The following is a 15,970-nucleotide window of genomic DNA, read 5'->3' as shown; positions in this document are numbered from 1 at the left end:
GGGCACCGTTTGGGGCGGGCGCAAGATCGGCACTGTGGGCAAGGTCGGCTGCTTCAGCTTTCAGTCCTACAAGCTGGTGAATGCGGGCGAGGGCGGCATCCTGATCACTGACGATCCGGAAATCGCCGCGCGGGCGATCATCATGTCGGGCGCGTATGAGACGAATTGGAAAAAGCATCCGGGCCTGTCAAATTCCTGCGCGCACTGGCAAAACAAGCTGCCGTTGTACAATCTGCGGATGCAGAACCTGTCGGCGGCGGTGATCCGGCCGCAACTGCCGCTGGTGGCGGAGCGGGTGGAGAAGGGGCGTGCGAACCATGATCATGTCGCGGGCCGGCTGAACGGTTCGCCTTGGCTGGACGTGCCACCGCCCTTGGCGCAAGAAGAACGTGCGCCGGATTCGATTCAGTTCAATCTGGCCGGAGGCTGGAGCGATGCCGAGGCGCTGGGCTTTCAGGCCGCGGCCAAGGCACGTGGCGTGTCGGTGCAGGTCTTCGGGTTAAGCGAGGGCAATGCGCGGGCGTTCTGGAACTGGCAGTTCCTGGGCGAGCAGCCCGACCTGCCACAAACCCGGGCCATGCTGATGCGGGCCTGCGATGTGCGGCTGCCGACGCGGCTGACCGTGGCAGAACTGGATTACATCGCCGATGCGCTGGTTGGTGCGGCGCTTGACGCCAAGGCCTAAAGCACGCGCAGACTGGGGCTGAGCCAGGGCCAGCTTGCAAGTGCCGGGCCGATAACCTCGCTGTCGATCAAGGCTTTCAGATGCCCGGCGATGTGCAGTGGCATGTCGCGCAGAATGCCAGCGCGGGTGGACAGTGACAGGGTGCGTTCCAGCGGCGCAAAGGGCAGGGGGTGAACCTCGATCTGTTCGCGAAAGGCGCGGGCCTGATGCAGGGCGAGCGGGGTCAGGATGGTCCAGCCTTCGCCGCCTGCAACCATTGCAAGAATCGCGGGATAGCTGTCGAGCTCGAACCGGTGGGCGGGTTTCAGCCCGAGGCGTGACAGATGCGCAGCGATCTGGCGGCCCATCAGGTGGCGCGCGGTGTACTGGATCAGCGGCAGGTCTTCGGGCGTGCGACCGGGGGGCGTCACGGCAACGAAGGGTTCGCTGAGCAGGGGGTGAACCTCGCGCCAGTCAGCATCGCCCGCAAGCTCCGCCCCGAAATCGGCGGCGACCACAATGTCGAGCGCGCGGGTTTCCAGCTGATCAAGCAAGCGGTGGCTGGCCCCGGTTTCCAGCAGGAAGCGGCAGCCGCGCAGATCCTGCGCCAGCCGTGTCAGCAGGCGCGGGGTAACATCGCTGTCGAAATCCTCGATCATCCCGAGCCGCAGGGTGGTCAGCCCCGCGAGGTCGGCCATCGCAAGTTCGGCCTTGGCCTCGGCGGCGGAGTTCAGGATCATCTGGGCGTGGCGGCGAAAGATCGTCCCCGCCGTGGTCATCCGCATTGGCCGGGCGGAACGGTCGAGAAGCTGGGTGCCAAGGGCTGCTTCCAGCCCGGATAACTGTTGGCTTACGGCAGAGGGGCTGACGCCAAGACGTCGGGCTGCAGCAGAAATAGCACCCTCATCCGCCGCCGACAGGAAGACCTCGATCCCCCAGAGTGTGACACGGCCCTCCGGTTCAGCCATCGGTCAAAGACGGGAGAGCTTTTGCTGAAGTTCGGCAAGCTGCTTCTTGATGTCAGCAATGTCGTCGGAGCTGGTGGCGGCTTCTTCTTCGCGGGCGGGGCCAGAGCCGCTCCACGCAGGCATGCCGCCAAGCATGGTCTTGAGGAACGCCTCTTGCTGTTTGCGGATCGCGTCGAACCCCGGGACCGCGGCCATCGGGTTTGGGAAGGTGGTCAGGTTTTCCATCATCTTGGTCTGGCTTTCGCGCAGCATCTCGAACGATGAGGCGAGGAACTGCGGCACGATCGACTGCACGCCGCTGGTGTAACTGCGTACGAGGTCGGTCAGCACATCGACGGGCAGCACGCTTTCGCCTTTGGATTCGTGTTCCGCCACGATCTGCAGCAAGTATTGGCGTGTCAGATCATCGCCGGATTTCAGATCGACGATCTGCACTTCGCGGCCAGTGCGGATGAAGCCGGCAATGTCTTCCAGCGTCACGTAATCGGAGGTTTCGGTGTTGTACAGGCGGCGGCTGGCATAGCGCTTGATCAGCAGCGGCTTGGCAGTGTCGGCCATCTGGGCCCCCTTGGTTTTATGCGCTTGCAGAGAAGCTTATGGCAGGGCCGCAGAAAAAGAAAGGGCGGGCACGGGGGTAAACCCGTGCCCGCCCTGTCAGCGCGGCCCTTTGGAGGAGAAGGCAGCGCTTCCCCGAAGGGATTACTTTGCAGCGGCTGCGGCTTTCTTGGCAGCGGTCGTCACTTCGGCGGTGGCCTTCTTGACAGCGGCGGTCGCGTCTTCCGACATGTCCTTGCCGGCAGCCAACATCAGCTCGACGGTTTCCATCTGCACTTTTTTCGCAACTTCAGCGAAAGCTGCCATGTTTTCCGAAGCCATTTCAGCGGCTGCCGAAGCGAAGTCAGTTACCGATTTGGTGTAATCGGTCGGCTCGGCTTTGGCTTTGGACACGTCCGAAAGCTTGGCGATGGAGTCCTTTGCCCACTTCGAGGTGATCTCGGTGGACTTTTCAGCGGCTTCCAGTGCGACCTTCGAGAATTTCTCTGCGAAAGCAGCCTGGGTCTTGAATGCGTTCTGGAAGGCCGAAGCGTCAACCGGGAACGAAGCCATCATGTCTTGCATGGTCTTGGCAAAATCTGGGGTCTTGGTCATTTCATATGCTCCTGCATGTCCGGGTATCGGCCGGGATTTGATGCAAGACATATACATGCTGCAGCGCAGCATTTCAAGGGGCTTTCTGCAACGCAGCGTAAATCTGGCCGCGATCGCATAACCCATCGTAAAGCCGCTGAAATGTCAGTCCTGCCGGGTGGCGGACACATAAGTGCCCGGTGCAGGGCACAGAGAATCAGTTGGAACACGGGCTTTCACTTGCGGGCCCGAGCGGGCGGCGAGCCAGTCTTTCCAGCGCGGCCACCAACTGCCTTTATGAAAGGTAGCGCCCTTCAGCCAAGCCTCGGGCTCTCCCGACACCGGGCCATCGTTGGTGTAGTGGCCGTATTTGTTTTTTGACGGCGGGTTGATGATTCCGGCGATGTGGCCGCTTTCCGACAGGATGAAGGTCTTGTCGTCAGACCCCATCTGCCGAACACTGTTAAAGCTGCCGCGCCAATGGGCGATGTGGTCGGTTTCACAGGCGATGGCGCACATGGGCAGCTTGATGTCATGCAGACTGACCGGATTGCCGAACACCGGGAAGGTGCCAAGCGCAAAGCCGTCGCCCTGACACAGACCGCGCAGGTATTCGAGGGCCATCCTGGCGGGCAGGTTGGTGCCATCGCCGTTCCAGTACAGGAGATCGAAGGCGGGCGGGGCCTCGCCCATCATGTAGCTTTTGATCGCCGGCGAGTAGATAAGGTCGTTGGAGCGCAGGAAGCTGAAGGTGCGCGACATGAAGACTTTGGACAGAATGCCGTCAACGGCGGTCTGGCGTTCGATGCCATCGACGAAGTCGTTGTTAAGGAACACGCCCACCTCGCCGGGGTCGGAGAAATCGGCCAGGGTGGTGAAGAAAGTAGCGGAATTGACGCTGTGATCCCCGGCTTTTTGCAGATGCGCCAGTGTCAGGCCCAGCGTGGTGCCAGCGATACAATAGCCGATCGCGTTGATCTGCGGCTCGCCGGTGATGCGGCGCACTTCAGCCATCGCGCGCAAGAAGCCTTCGCGGATGTAGTCGTCAAGGCTGGTGCCGGCATAGGTCGCATCGGGGTTGACCCAGGACACGACGAACAGCGTGAAGCCTTGATCGACGATCCACTTGATCAGCGAATTCTGCGGCTTCAGGTCCATGATGTAGAACTTGTTGATCCATGGCGGAAAGATCAGCAATGGCGTCTTGTGGACGGTTTCAGTGGTCGGCGTGTACTGGATCAGTTCCAGCATCCGGTTGCGGTAGACAACCTCACCCGGGGTGGTGGCAAGGTTTTCGCCCACCTGGAAGGCGGCTTTGTCGGCCAGCGTGACCACCAGATCGCCCTGATTGCCCTCGATGTCGCGCACCAGGTTTTCGAGGCCCTGCACCAGGCTTTCGCCATCGGTGGCCACGGCCTTTTCCAGCGCATCGGGGTTGGTGCCGAGGAAATTGGTCGGCGAGAACATATCGACGATCTGGCGGGTGAAGTATTCCACGCGTCGCTTGTCCGCATCATCCAGCGCCTCCATGTCGCCCACGGCAGTTGAGATCGCTTCGGAGTTCAGCAGGTATTGCTGCTTGAGGTAGTTGAAGAACGGGTGGGTTTCCCACAGCGGGTTCTGAAAACGCCGGTCGGTCGGGCCGGGGTCGGGCGGGGCCTTGAATTCGCCCTTTGCAAGCGTTTGCTGCGCCTCGACGTAATGCTTCAGGGTCTTGCCCCAATAGCTGACCTGATGTTCCACCACCCGGGCGGGGTTTTGCATCATCTCGGCCAGATAGGCGGCGGCGGCTTTCATGTAGACATCCGGCGCGGGGCCGGCCAGCGCCGGGTCGGCCTGACGCCGGTGCGTAAGGGCTGCGGTCAGGCGTTTTGACAGCTCGTCAACCTTTGCAAGGTTGGCGTTGAGGCGTGTGGTTCGTGCCTCGGCTTCGGCAGATGTTGGGTCGGGGGTGCGGTCTTCTGTTGTCATGCTAACGTTTCCACCCTATCTTCGCCGCTATGCAGCATTTCGTTGCCTGACCATTGGCAAGTTATGCGCCGGACGCCCGCCCCGGGCAAGGAGACGTGATGAAGTATATGTTCACCTATGACCTGATGGAAAGCGCGCGCAACACCAATGAGTGGTTGGGCGCGACGGCACGGGCCATGGCGTCCTATCCGGCGTTCGCAATGTCGATGAACCCGATGCTGCCATTGATGGCCGCATGGGGCGAGGTGACGGAGCGGACCTTCAGCCGGATGGTGGCGAAACCGGATTGGGGCATCCGGTCGATCGTGGGGCCGGACGGGCAGGACCATCTGGTGGACGTGCTGCAGGTGGTGGAAAAGCCGTTCGGCGACCTGGTGCAGTTTCACGTGCGCCGCCGTGCGCCGATGGCGCGCAGGGTGCTGCTGGTGGCGCCGATGTCGGGGCATTATGCAACGCTGCTAAGGTCAACTGTCGCAAGCTTGCTGCCGGATGCCGACGTGTTTGTGACCGATTGGCACAATGCGCGTGACATTCCGGTCAGCGCGGGAAAATTCGACATCGAGGATTACACGCTGTATCTGGCGGAATTCATCCGCGCGATGGGGCCGGACACGCATGTGATCGCGGTCTGTCAGCCAGTGCCGCTGACGCTTGCCGCAACCGCCTATCTGGCGGGCGAAGATCCGAATGCCCAGCCGCGCAGCCTGACGCTGATCGGCGGTCCGGTTGACCCCGATGCCGCCGCAACCGAAGTGACCGATTTTGGCCGCCGCGTGACGATGGGCCAGCTGGAACATATGGCGATCCAGCGCGTCGGGTTTCAGCACAAGGGCGCGGGTCGGATGGTCTATCCGGGGCTTTTGCAGCTGCAAAGCTTTATCGCGATGAATGCCGAGCGCCACAACAAGGCCTTTACAGAACAGATCTTCCGGGTGTCGCGCGGCGAGGCCAGCGACTTTGACGCCCACAACCGGTTCTACGACGAATATCTGTCGGTGATGGATATGACGGCCGAATTCTATCTGTCGACCGTAGAGCGGATCTTCAAGAACCGCGAGATTGCCACCAACAGTTTCGTCGTGGCGGGCAAGCCGGTTGATCTTGGGGCGATCACCAAGGTTGCGGTGATGACCGTTGAAGGCGCGAATGACGATATCAGCGCGCCGGGCCAGTGTGTGGCCGCGCTAAAGCTGTTGACCGGGCTGCCGGAGGACAAGAAGGCACAACATCTGGAGCCGGGCGCAGGTCATTACGGCATCTTTGCCGGAAAAAGCTGGCGTCTGAACATCCGCCCACTGGTGCTGAACTTCATCGACGCGAATTCCGGCACGGCTGGCAAGAAGGCCAAGATCAGCCTCGCCTCATCGCAGTAACAACGGGCCGGCCAGAAACTCTGCCAAGACCTTTGAGACGGCTTCAGGCTGCTCCAACTGCGGCAGATGACCTGCAGCTTCGATCACGTGCAGGCGCGCAGAAGGCATCAGACCGGCCAGAAATTCGGCCCGGCGGACAGGTACTATCGTGTCTGCCGCCCCGGCCAGAATGAGGGCAGGCACCTTGGAACTGCGCAAGGTTTTTTGCTGGTCCGGGCGGCGCTGCAGGGCGCGCGACTGGCGCTGAAACTGATCGGGGCCAAGGCCAGCGGCCATATCCTGCACCAAAGCCATGACATCCTCGCGCCACTGGGTTTCGGCGAGGGCGGTCAGCGGGATTTCATGCGTCATTGCTTCGGCCAGCTTGCCCGACTTGGCGGCCACCACCTGGATTTCACGCGCCGCGGCGGTTTGCGGCGGTTCGGTCAACGGGTCGGTCGCGATCAAGGCGATCCGGGCCACGGCATTTGGCATCCGACGCAGGATGTCTATCGCCACAGCGCCACCCAAACCATGCCCCAGCAAGGCAAATTTAGGCGGCAGCATGGGCAGAGCCGCCTTGCTGATCTGTTCCACGCTTTCGCCCTGCGTCGGCAGGATCAGCACAATCAGGCGGCTGGCCCCAAGCTGCACCAGTTGTGGCAAGAACGACCGTGCATCGGCCATGAAGCCGGGGATGACGACCAGCGGATCGGTCACCGCAGACATGTTGCGCAAGAACGGGTCGCACAAGAACGGGTCGCACAAGAACAGATCGCGGTCTTAGCCCTAGCGGCCAGCGGCATCAGCACGTCCCCTTAGGATGTCTTCCAGCATGTCTGTGATCATGCCCAGACACGCCGGGGTTGAAAAGCGGTGATCTGCATCTTTGACCAGAGTCAGGCGAATATCCGGACCGGTTGCGTGGTCGAACAACGCCATGGCCCGCGCAACCGGTACGTCAGGGTCGGCACTGCCCTGCAGCAGGCGCACCGGAAACGGCAGCGACAGCGGGGTGTCCAGCACCAGATTCCGGCGACCATCTTCGATCAGGCGTTGGGTGATAACGTATGGATCAGCGGAATAGGCCGAGGGCCGCTCCACCTGCCCTTCGGCCAGCAGACGGGCGCGATCTGCCGTCGAGAATTCGGTTTCCCAGATGGTTTCGGTAAAGTCTGGTGCCGAGGCGATGCCGACAAGGCCACAGACCCTTTCTGGCAACACGCGGGCCAGCAGCAGCGCAATCCAGCCGCCCATGGACGAGCCGACCAGGATTTGCGGGCCTTCGGTCAGCACTTCGATCAGGGCGCGCGCGTCCTCGAACCAGTCGGTGATCGCGCCATCAGTGAATTCCCCGTGCGAGCGGCCATGACCGGAGTAATCAAACCGCACAAAGGCGCGGCCGTTGCTTTCGGCCCAGGCTTGCAGGTGCATGGCCTTTGACCCGGTCATGTCGGATTTGAAACCGCCAAGGAACACAATTCCCGGCTCCTTTCCGGGAGTTCGGGAATAGGCGATGTGGCGGCCTTGCGGTGTGGTGATGAATGTTGTCATGCCCCCCGTATAGCAGCGCGGCGACGGTCAGGGCAGCCCGCCCCGCGACCACGCGCAAGGAACCGCCTTTCGGTTGACAATGCCCCTCGCCCAAGGCAAGAAACGCGCCGACATAACCCGCAACCGGGCGTTTCGTAGGCGCCAAAATGACGAGGAGGACCGCGATGTCCACGATTTCCCTGACATTCCCCGACGGCAACCGACGCGACTATGCGGCAGGCGTGACGCCTGCCGAAGTGGCGGCCTCGATTGCGCCGGGACTGGCGAAAAAGGCGATCTCCGCAAGCGTGAACGGCGCGCATTGGGATCTGGCCTGGCCGATTGCTGGCGATGCCACGATTGCCATTCACACGCTGGCCGATGACGCGCAGGCGCTGGAACTGATCCGCCACGACTGCGCCCATATCATGGCGCGCGCGGTGCAGGAAATCTGGCCGGACGTGAAGGTGACCATCGGCCCGGTGCGCGATTACGGCTGGTTTTATGACTTCGACCGGGAAGAGCCATTCTCGCCGGAGGACCTCGGCCAGATAGAGGCGCGGATGAAGCAGATCATCAACGCCCGCGAACCAGTGCGGACCGAGGTGTGGGAGCGCGCGCGGGCGGTGGAGTATTACCGGGGTCGCCACGAGCCGTTCAAGCTGGAGCTGATCGACCGCATTCCGGAAGATCAGGACCTGCGGATGTATTGGCACGGCACCTGGCAGGACCTGTGCCGGGGGCCGCACTTGCAGCATACGGGGCAGGTTCCGGCGGACGCCTTCAAGCTGACGCATGTAGCGGGGGCCTATTGGCTGGGCGATGCCAGCCGCCCGATGCTGCAGCGCATCTATGGTGTGGCGTTCAAGAACCGCGAGGATCTCAAGGCCCACATGACCATGCTGGAGGAGGCCGCCAAACGCGACCACCGCAAGCTTGGCCGCGAGATGGAGCTGTTCCATTTGCAGGAAGAAGCGCCGGGCATGGTATTCTGGCACCCGAACGGCTGGACGATCTATCGCCAGCTGGAAGATTACATGCGTGGGCGGCAGCGCGCGGCGGGCTACAAGGAAATCCGCACGCCGCAAGTGGTGGACCGGGTGCTGTGGGAGCGGTCGGGGCATTGGGAAGCCTACCGCGAGAACATGTTTCTGGTGGAGGTCGACGAAGAAGGTGCGAAGGAAAAACGCATCAACGCACTGAAACCGATGAACTGCCCCTGCCATGTACAGGTGTATAATCAGGGCTTGAAAAGCTACCGCGACCTGCCGCTAAGACTGGCAGAGTTCGGGTCCTGCCACCGGTATGAATCTTCAGGCTCGATGCATGGGCTGATGCGGGTGCGCGGCTTCACGCAAGACGACGCGCATATCTTCTGCACGGAAGACCAGATCGGTGCGGAATGCGAAAGCTTCATCAAGCTTTTGGCCAGCGTCTACAAGGACCTTGGTTTTGACCAGTTCGAGATCATGTTCTCGACCCGCCCGGATGTGCGTATCGGGGACGATGCGACATGGGACAAGGTCGAGGGTATGCTCGAGGCTGCGATCAAGGGGGCGGGTGTCCCCTATGTGGTCGATCCGGGCGAAGGTGCGTTCTATGGACCAAAGCTGGACTTCAAGCTGACCGATGCGATCGGGCGCAAATGGCAGCTCGGGACGTTCCAGGTTGACCCGAACCTGCCTGACCGGCTGGGTGCCGAATATGTTGGCGAGGATGGTCAGAAGCACCGCCCCTACATGCTGCATCGCGCGATCCTTGGGTCGTTCGAGCGGTTCATCGGCATCCTTTTGGAAAACTACGCGGGCAAGCTGCCGTTCTGGCTGGCGCCGCGGCAGGTTGTGGTGGCTTCCATCGTGTCGGATGCCGACGGGCTGGTGCATGAAGCTGTCGCTGCACTGCGCCGCGCGGGTGTGCGGGCCGAGGCGGACGTGCGCAACGAAAAGATCAACTACAAGGTCCGCGAACACTCGGTCGGCAAAGTTCCCGTGATCCTGGCTGTGGGGATGCAGGAAGTGGAGAGCCGGACTGTTTCAGTTCGCCGTTTGGGTGAAACAAGAACCGAGGTTATCAGCCTTGATGCCGCCGTGGCCGAATTTGGATTTGCGGCGCTGCCCCCCGCCGGGCACTGACACAAGGCTATGAAATATAACGAAAGGCGCCGGGCCAGTCCCGGCGCTTCTTGAATTTATGCGAATGCTGTGGGGCACCCATGTGGTCACAGGGCTGTGTTGCACAGATCCGTGTGTCGCTTGTGAACGTACCGTCACCCTATTCCTATGGCATCGCAAGTGACGCGATAACCATCAACCAAAGGGATCAACATATGTCTTACAAATCCAATTCGCTGGTCATCGCCGGTGCTCTGGCAGCTGCTCTGTCGGCTCAGTTCTCGGTTCCTGCGCATGCTGAGGACGCTATGGAAAAGTGCTTTGGCGTGGCCCTGGCTGGCAAAAATGACTGCAAGGCCGGTGAAGGCACCACCTGCGCTGGCACCTCGAAGGTTGACTATCAGGGCAACGCCTGGACGCTGGTTCCGGCTGGCACCTGCGCCACGATGGAACTGCCGGACGGCCGCATGGGCTCGATGGAGGCGCTTGACCGCGACATGGCTGGCTGATCAGCAGGAAACGCTCTCCGCCCTTCCGGACCTTGCACCGGGAGGGCGCATTCACGACGGAGGCCAACATGCTAGATCAGACCCAGCTTTCCCTGCCGCCCCGCCCCGGCGTTGGCTACAAGCCGCAGCATTTTGCCGACCTGCTTGCAGCACCCGCCCCCGTGGGCTGGCTGGAGATCCATGCAGAAAACTACATGGGCGAAGGCGGTCGCCCGCTGGCGCAACTGCGCCATCTGGCAGAACGTTTTCCAATTTCGGTACATGGCGTGGGGCTTTCGATCGGTGGCGAAGGGCGGCTGGATGCCGATCATCTGGCGCGGCTGAAACACCTGTGCGGCTGGCTGAACCCGGCCAGTTTTTCCGAACATCTGGCATGGTCGACGCATGAGGGATCGTTCCTGAATGACCTGCTGCCGCTGCCCTACACTGAGGCGACCCTGTCCCGCGTCGTGGCGCATATCGATGAGGTGCAAGAGGTACTGGGCCGGCGGATGCTGTTGGAAAACCCCTCCACCTATGTGGCCTTTGCCGAGACGACGATGGCCGAGGTGGACTTCCTGTCCGAGATCGCGCAGCGCAGCGGATGCGGGTTGCTGCTGGATGTAAACAACGTCTATGTCTCTGGCACCAATCAGAACTATGACCCGCTCGGCTATGTGCAGGCCTTTCCGTTGCAGCATGTGGGCGAGATCCATCTGGGCGGCCACCATGTCGACGCGGACGACAACGGCAATCCTTTGCTGATCGACAGTCATGGGACTGAGGTCGTCGATCCGGTCTGGGCACTTTACGCGCAGGTGATTGCGCTGGGCGGGCCGCGCCCGACGCTGATCGAATGGGACAACGATGTGCCAGCGTGGCCGGTGCTGGCGGCCGAAGCTGCCCGTGCGGCCGCTGTGCTGGAGCAGGTCAGATGACCCAGGCCGCCTTTGCACAAGCCCTGTTGAACCCTGACGCCGCCGTTCCCGATGGCATCGTCGATCCGCAAGGGCGGCCTGCGCCAAAGCGGTTTTCGGTTTACCGCAACAACGTCGCCTCATCGCTGCGCGAGGTTCTGGAAGCGGCCTTTCCCACGCTTCGCAAGCTTGTGGGCGAAGAGTTCTTTGGCGCGATGGCCGTGGTCTTTCTGCGCGCGCATCCGCCGAAGTCACGGATGCTGATGCTGTATGGCGCTGAATTTCCAGACTTTCTGGCGACTTTTCTGCCGGTGGCGCATCTTGGCTACCTGCCGGACGTGGCGCGGCTGGATCAGGCGATCCGGGAAAGCTATCATGCCGCCGACAGCACGCCGCTGCCGGATGCGGAGTTTCAGCGCCTATTGGGTGAAGATCTGGCGGATCTGCGGGTAAGCCTCGCGCCGTCGCTGCGGCTGGTCCGCTCGCCCTGGCCGCTGTACGCGATCTGGGCTGCAAACACGGACGGCGGCCCCGCGCCAAAAGCTGAAGCGCAGGATGTCGTGGTGCTGCGCGCGGCGTTCGATCCGCGCCCGCATCTGCTGCCTGCGGGGGGCGCCGTGTTTCTTGCCGGACTGCAGGCAGGAAAGACCTTCGGCGAAAGCATCGAAGACGCTGGGGAGGCGCTGGACCTTGCAGGCGTGCTGGGTCTGCTGATCCCCGGCAAAGCGATTTTGGGAGTTTTCTGATGAACAGACTGATGACTTTCTACCGCCAAACGGCGGCGGTATCTGATCGCATGGGCGACTGGATGCTGCCCACCGCCGCAAGGCTGGTATTTGCCGGGGTTCTGCTGGGCTACTTCTGGGCGTCCGCGGTGACCAAACTGGGTGACGGGATTTTCTCGCCATCGGTCGGGGCCTATGCGCAGATATTCCCACGGCTTTTCGAGACGGCAGGCTACGACGCGAGCCAGCTCGGCCTTTGGCCGTGGCTGGTGGTTCTGGCCGGTACCTGGGCGGAGTTTGTGCTGCCGGCGCTGATCGTTGTGGGCCTGTTCACCCGTCTGGCCGCACTTGGCATGATCGGCTTCATCCTGATGCAAAGCTTGACCGATGTTTTCGGCCATCTCGCTGGCCCAGAGACGGTTGGCGCGTGGTTCGACCGGGTGCCAGACGCGCTGATCCTTGACCAGCGGGCGTTCTGGGTGCTGCTGTTTCTGGTGCTGATCCTGAAGGGCGCCGGGCCGATTTCGGCGGATCGGGTGCTCGCGCGCGCCCTGAACGGCCTTCCTGCTTGATTTTCGGCGAATCATTGGCATCATTTGGGCAGTGACGACAGAATTCCTGATCGCCTCTCGGAACGAAGGCCCTGGAAGTCCTGATTGCACGGCTCGTGGCAATGGCGCCGCGGGGGGGTACTGAGAGGAGATGCGGCATGCCGACAGGCACCGTGAAGTGGTTCAACTCGACCAAGGGTTATGGGTTTATTGCGCCTGACAATGGGGGCAAGGATGTGTTTGTGCACATCTCGGCGGTGGAGCGCGCCGGGTTGAAGGGGCTGAACGACAACCAGAAGATCGGCTACGAGCTGCAGTCGGGCCGCGACGGGAAAGAGTCTGCGGGCGATCTGCGGCTGCTTTAGGTCAGCGCGGCCTCGACGCCTTCGTCCCAGCCGAGGTACCAGGTGGTGCCGTCCTGGATGATCGGCCGTTTCAGGACGGTTGGCTGGGCGGCTATTTGCGCCTCGGTGTCGGAGGCTTTCAGGAAATCGTTGAAGGCGCGGTAGGTGGTGGACTGTTTGTTCACGGCCCTGTCGCCGAATTCGTGGGTGATGGCCTCGATCTCGGGCAGGGTCAGGGGCTGGGCGCGGACGTCGCGGAAGGTGACGTCGCGGCCCGCGGCTTGCAGGGTTTTCAGGGCCTTCTTGCAGGTGTCGCAGGTGGGGATGCCGTAGAGGATCATGGGTCTGTCCGGGGGGTGTCCACGCGTGGACAAGGTTTCGGGGTCAGTAAAATCAACGGGTTAGGGTAGCGGCTTTAGGGGATTGTTAACACTTTGCGCCGGGGCCGCAAGGGCATCCGGCTTTGGTCAGGCGGTGATCATCCGGGTGAGCGTCACCCCGGCCCAGGCGGAAAAGGCGGTGAGGACCGTGCCCCAGAGGAAATCTGTGGCGACCATCTGCCAGTGCCAGTCGCGCAGGATCGCGTAGCTGGTGAATTCGTAGGTGCCATAGGCCATGGCACCGATGATCGCTGCGGGGATCACGATGGGCGCACCGGTTTTCAGGGCGGGCAGGCTGACGAGGTAGATCAGCCCGGCGACATAGGCCGCATAAAACAGGCCCGCAGGCACGTAGCGGATCGGTTCGATCAGCCACGCACCGATGTGGCGGGTGAACAGGGGTTTCATCACAAAGGTCAGCATCAACCCGTCGAGGATCAGGAAGACGGTGGCGGTGGTGACGTAAAGGGTGGCGATTTGCATGGTGGGGCTCCTTTGTACAAAGGTAATCTGAAATGATGACCGGACCAGAGCAACGGGCGATGGCGGCGCAGATGCAACCAAACCCGGGGCTGCGCGTTGTATCAGGTTAGCGGCCGCCCATGGCCGCCCCCTACCTGAAAGGATGCCCCATGCGGTCTTTCACTTTGCCGCTGATTCTGGCGGCCAGCCTTGGCCTGACCACCCCGGTCGCTGCGCAAAGCGACTTCGAGGACTTGCTTGGCGGATTGGCCCAAGGCCTGATCCAGCAGGAGCTGGACCGTAACGCCTATATTGCGGCGCAGGAGGCCAACACGGCCAGCGCTTATCGCGGCTATCTGGCCAAGTTCCCGAAGGGCAAGTACCGCACCAATGCCGAGCAGGCGCTGGCACGGCTTGGCGTGCCGGTCGAAGGGTCCACCGCCGCTGCAGCGCAGGCCGAGGCGCGGCTGGGCATCACCTATTCGCAACGCATCGCGGTGCAGCGCCGGTTGACGCGGCTGGGCTACAACACCTATGGCGCCGATGGCACCTGGGGCCGCAACACCCGCAACGCCATTGCCACCTGGCAGCGGGATGAGGGCGAGACGGCGACCGGCTATCTGACCGGGGCGCAACTGCGCGCGCTGGTGGGTGGCGTGGTGGTGACCCCGCCCGATGATGAAACCCCGCCGGGCAACCTTTCGGCGGCACAGGTGGAGGCGTCGCTTGGCCTGACCCGCACCCAGCGCACCAACATCCAGCGCCAGTTGACGAAGATCGGCTATGATGCGGGTGTGGCTGACGGGTTGTGGGGCAGCCGGACGCGGGCGGCAATCTCGGCCTGGCAGCGGGCGAACCGGCAGAGCCAGACCGGCTATGTGACGGCGGCACAGGTCAAGCTGATCGGCACTCAGGCAGGCAGCGTGACCCCGGCGCCCGATGACGGCAATTCCGCCGCACTGGAAGAAAGCCTGCTGGGCCTGTCAACGAATGAAAAGGCCGACCTGCAGCGCCGCCTGACGCGGCTGGGCTACAATCCCTTGCGCACCGACGGCTATTTCGGACCGGGCACCCGCCGCGCGATCGGCGAGTGGCAGGGCGATGAGGGCGAGCCGGTGACGGGGTATCTGACGGCGGATCAGGTCAGGATGATCCGGGTGGAGACGGGGGGGTGAGCGGCGGCCCCGCGCCTTTGGCGCGGGGCGAAAACAGTCCAGTGGACTGTTTTCAGCCGCGAACGCCCGAGCACGCTTGCGAGGGCTGGGGGTGGTGGGTTGGCACCCACCCTACGCTTCTACAGATTCCCACTGGAGCCAATCTGCATGCCTTCCTTATCGAAGTAGCCGGCGAGTTTGTCACCATTTCTTTTAAGAAAACTCTGGCACCTTTCATTAGAGCTTAGGGCGGTCTTAACTGAAGTGGAAACTGCAACCAGTGCTGCTGCATATTGCGCTGGACTTGGGTTTTCAAAGCTGATTGCATGCTCTGTTGCACGCATGTAACTCACAGGGTGCGTGTGCACAAAGTTTGACAAGTAGGCTTGCTGAAACTCACATTCGTTGACATCCCAGCCCGCTTCTCGAACCGCCCCTCTTGCCCCATCAACATAAACCACCTGGCCGCTCGTGTATTTTGGGTCAGGGTCTCGTCCCAAATCCCTTAGGTGCATCGAAATATCAGAAACGAGTCCATCAATAATCCATTTATCATCAGTCTTTTCTTCATCGCTGCTATTTTCGATCTTCTTTGCGAACTTCATAAATCGATGCCTATTCGAAATATCGTGGAGATATAAAACCTTTCTCCGCAAATTCCATTCATTTATATTCAGTTTTGGTTCTGAGACATAGTGCAGCATTAACGCTGCATCGAAACATACTCTCCCCAAGGAGCAAATTGAGTAATGATCGAACGGATAAAATCGCGTCTTTCGCCACTTAAACCGCTTCGACTGATCGATCCTATACTGGAAATGGTTCTGTATAATGTTCAAGAGAGAATCGATATGCGCTAGAAGTTTAAGTAGCAGATACGAGACGCGGAGCTGGCGACCCGATAAGTCCCTACCGATTCCTGCATTCACAGTACTCTGTATTGCGAACTTAGCGTCTTCCAAATTATGGTAGGAAGCAAGGAAATGTGCGGCTTCAGGTCTGGACATCACTCACCCCAAAACCCCCTCAAACTCCCGCCACTCACCCTTCGACATGCCGGAGGTCTCCTGCGTTACCACCTCGCCCGTTAACATTCTCTTAACCACCGCAATCGCTTTCGCCGAGAGGGTCACCCCGCCCATCCGGTAGTCCTCAAACGCCGCATAGGCCAGCGGCACCCAGTCGCGCACGGTGGCCGCAATCGCCTCGGCGTAGACGCGGA

At 61.5% G+C, this 15,970-nt stretch carries 18 protein-coding genes and 1 pseudogene; 9 read left to right on the top strand and 10 right to left on the bottom strand.

Annotated elements, in window-relative coordinates; all coding sequences use genetic code 11:
• Nucleotides 1–685, top strand: a 685-nt coding sequence (locus RMO18_RS00520) for a DegT/DnrJ/EryC1/StrS family aminotransferase (RefSeq protein WP_309663282.1), incomplete at its 5' end; no start/stop codon positions are given.
• Here the strand turns inward: RMO18_RS00520 and RMO18_RS00515 are convergent.
• The 4 genes from RMO18_RS00515 to phaC form a co-directional block, all read right to left on the bottom strand.
• The gene (locus RMO18_RS00515; protein WP_309663281.1) at nucleotides 682–1,632 is read right to left on the bottom strand and encodes a LysR family transcriptional regulator; all 951 of its coding nucleotides are present in this window, start codon (nucleotides 1,630–1,632) and stop codon (nucleotides 682–684) included. The two genes, RMO18_RS00520 and RMO18_RS00515, sit on opposite strands and share 4 nt — an antisense overlap.
• Before the next feature lie 3 nt (nucleotides 1,633–1,635).
• Entirely contained in the window at nucleotides 1,636–2,190 is a 555-nt protein-coding gene (gene phaR / locus RMO18_RS00510; RefSeq protein WP_309663280.1) for a polyhydroxyalkanoate synthesis repressor PhaR, read from the bottom strand.
• Nucleotides 2,191–2,331: 141 nt separating this feature from the next.
• Nucleotides 2,332–2,781, bottom strand: a complete 450-nt coding sequence (locus RMO18_RS00505; RefSeq protein ID WP_309663283.1) for a Phasin — start codon at nucleotides 2,779–2,781, stop codon at nucleotides 2,332–2,334.
• Nucleotides 2,782–2,925: 144 nt separating this feature from the next.
• Nucleotides 2,926–4,731: a class I poly(R)-hydroxyalkanoic acid synthase gene (gene phaC / locus RMO18_RS00500; RefSeq protein ID WP_309663279.1), complete on the bottom strand. Its 1,806-nt coding sequence runs from the start codon at nucleotides 4,729–4,731 to the stop codon at nucleotides 2,926–2,928.
• 98 nt (nucleotides 4,732–4,829) lie between these two features.
• Between phaC and phaZ the strand changes: the two genes are divergently transcribed.
• Nucleotides 4,830–6,104 (top strand): polyhydroxyalkanoate depolymerase, encoded by a 1,275-nt coding sequence (phaZ, locus tag RMO18_RS00495; protein ID WP_309663278.1) that lies wholly within the window; start codon nucleotides 4,830–4,832, stop codon nucleotides 6,102–6,104.
• Here phaZ and RMO18_RS00490 read toward each other — a convergent pair.
• Together RMO18_RS00490 and RMO18_RS00485 are read right to left on the bottom strand one after the other, a co-directional pair.
• Nucleotides 6,093–6,812, bottom strand: a complete 720-nt coding sequence (locus tag RMO18_RS00490) for an alpha/beta fold hydrolase (protein WP_309663277.1) — start codon at nucleotides 6,810–6,812, stop codon at nucleotides 6,093–6,095. The genes phaZ and RMO18_RS00490 overlap by 12 nt on opposite strands.
• A 60-nt stretch (nucleotides 6,813–6,872) precedes the next feature.
• The gene (locus tag RMO18_RS00485) at nucleotides 6,873–7,637 is read right to left on the bottom strand and encodes an alpha/beta hydrolase (protein WP_309663276.1); all 765 of its coding nucleotides are present in this window, start codon (nucleotides 7,635–7,637) and stop codon (nucleotides 6,873–6,875) included.
• Nucleotides 7,638–7,801: 164 nt separating this feature from the next.
• Between RMO18_RS00485 and thrS the strand changes: the two genes are divergently transcribed.
• The 6 genes from thrS to RMO18_RS00455 all read left to right on the top strand — a co-directional run bounded on the left by thrS (nucleotide 7,802) and on the right by RMO18_RS00455 (nucleotide 12,773).
• Nucleotides 7,802–9,748 carry a threonine--tRNA ligase gene (gene thrS, locus RMO18_RS00480; protein ID WP_309663275.1) on the top strand — a complete coding sequence of 649 codons (1,947 nt, stop codon included), beginning with the start codon at nucleotides 7,802–7,804 and terminating at the stop codon, nucleotides 9,746–9,748.
• 194 nt (nucleotides 9,749–9,942) lie between these two features.
• Nucleotides 9,943–10,236, top strand: a complete 294-nt coding sequence (locus RMO18_RS00475; RefSeq protein ID WP_309663274.1) for a DUF2282 domain-containing protein — start codon at nucleotides 9,943–9,945, stop codon at nucleotides 10,234–10,236.
• Nucleotides 10,237–10,304: 68 nt separating this feature from the next.
• On the top strand, nucleotides 10,305–11,153 hold the full coding sequence (locus RMO18_RS00470; protein ID WP_309663273.1) for a DUF692 domain-containing protein: 849 nt from the start codon (nucleotides 10,305–10,307) through the stop codon (nucleotides 11,151–11,153).
• Nucleotides 11,150–11,878 carry a DNA-binding domain-containing protein gene (locus tag RMO18_RS00465; RefSeq protein ID WP_309663272.1) on the top strand — a complete coding sequence of 243 codons (729 nt, stop codon included), beginning with the start codon at nucleotides 11,150–11,152 and terminating at the stop codon, nucleotides 11,876–11,878. The genes RMO18_RS00470 and RMO18_RS00465 overlap by 4 nt, the downstream gene beginning before the upstream one ends.
• Nucleotides 11,878–12,429, top strand: coding sequence for a DoxX family protein (locus tag RMO18_RS00460; RefSeq protein WP_309663271.1), 552 nt, complete (start codon nucleotides 11,878–11,880; stop codon nucleotides 12,427–12,429). The genes RMO18_RS00465 and RMO18_RS00460 overlap by 1 nt, the downstream gene beginning before the upstream one ends.
• Before the next feature lie 137 nt (nucleotides 12,430–12,566).
• A complete protein-coding gene (locus RMO18_RS00455) occupies nucleotides 12,567–12,773 on the top strand; it encodes a cold-shock protein (protein WP_309663270.1) in 207 nt (68 codons plus the stop codon).
• On the opposite strand, the gene RMO18_RS00450 is transcribed toward RMO18_RS00455, so the two are convergent.
• Both RMO18_RS00450 and RMO18_RS00445 read right to left on the bottom strand, forming a co-directional pair.
• Complete coding sequence (locus RMO18_RS00450; RefSeq protein ID WP_309663269.1) at nucleotides 12,770–13,093, bottom strand: ArsC/Spx/MgsR family protein; 324 nt, start codon at nucleotides 13,091–13,093, stop codon at nucleotides 12,770–12,772. The genes RMO18_RS00455 and RMO18_RS00450 overlap by 4 nt on opposite strands.
• A gap of 126 nt (nucleotides 13,094–13,219) precedes the next feature.
• Nucleotides 13,220–13,615: a DUF2177 family protein gene (locus RMO18_RS00445; protein WP_309663268.1), complete on the bottom strand. Its 396-nt coding sequence runs from the start codon at nucleotides 13,613–13,615 to the stop codon at nucleotides 13,220–13,222.
• A gap of 149 nt (nucleotides 13,616–13,764) precedes the next feature.
• Between RMO18_RS00445 and RMO18_RS00440 the strand changes: the two genes are divergently transcribed.
• On the top strand, nucleotides 13,765–14,769 hold the full coding sequence (locus RMO18_RS00440) for a peptidoglycan-binding protein (protein ID WP_309663267.1): 1,005 nt from the start codon (nucleotides 13,765–13,767) through the stop codon (nucleotides 14,767–14,769).
• A 119-nt stretch (nucleotides 14,770–14,888) separates the two neighbouring features.
• Here the strand turns inward: RMO18_RS00440 and RMO18_RS00435 are convergent, their stop codons facing one another.
• Both RMO18_RS00435 and RMO18_RS00430 read right to left on the bottom strand, forming a co-directional pair.
• Nucleotides 14,889–15,353 (bottom strand): hypothetical protein, encoded by a 465-nt coding sequence (locus RMO18_RS00435; RefSeq protein WP_309663266.1) that lies wholly within the window; start codon nucleotides 15,351–15,353, stop codon nucleotides 14,889–14,891.
• A 405-nt stretch (nucleotides 15,354–15,758) separates the two neighbouring features.
• Nucleotides 15,759–15,970: pseudogene (locus tag RMO18_RS00430) on the bottom strand (thymidylate synthase (FAD)); the annotation flags it as partial.

This window comes from Tabrizicola sp. (assembly GCF_031377265.1).
Taxonomy (GTDB): domain Bacteria; phylum Pseudomonadota; class Alphaproteobacteria; order Rhodobacterales; family Rhodobacteraceae; genus JAUYQR01.
Note: the sequence above shows the minus strand (reverse complement) of the source record. Positions and strands in the feature narration are given on the sequence as shown.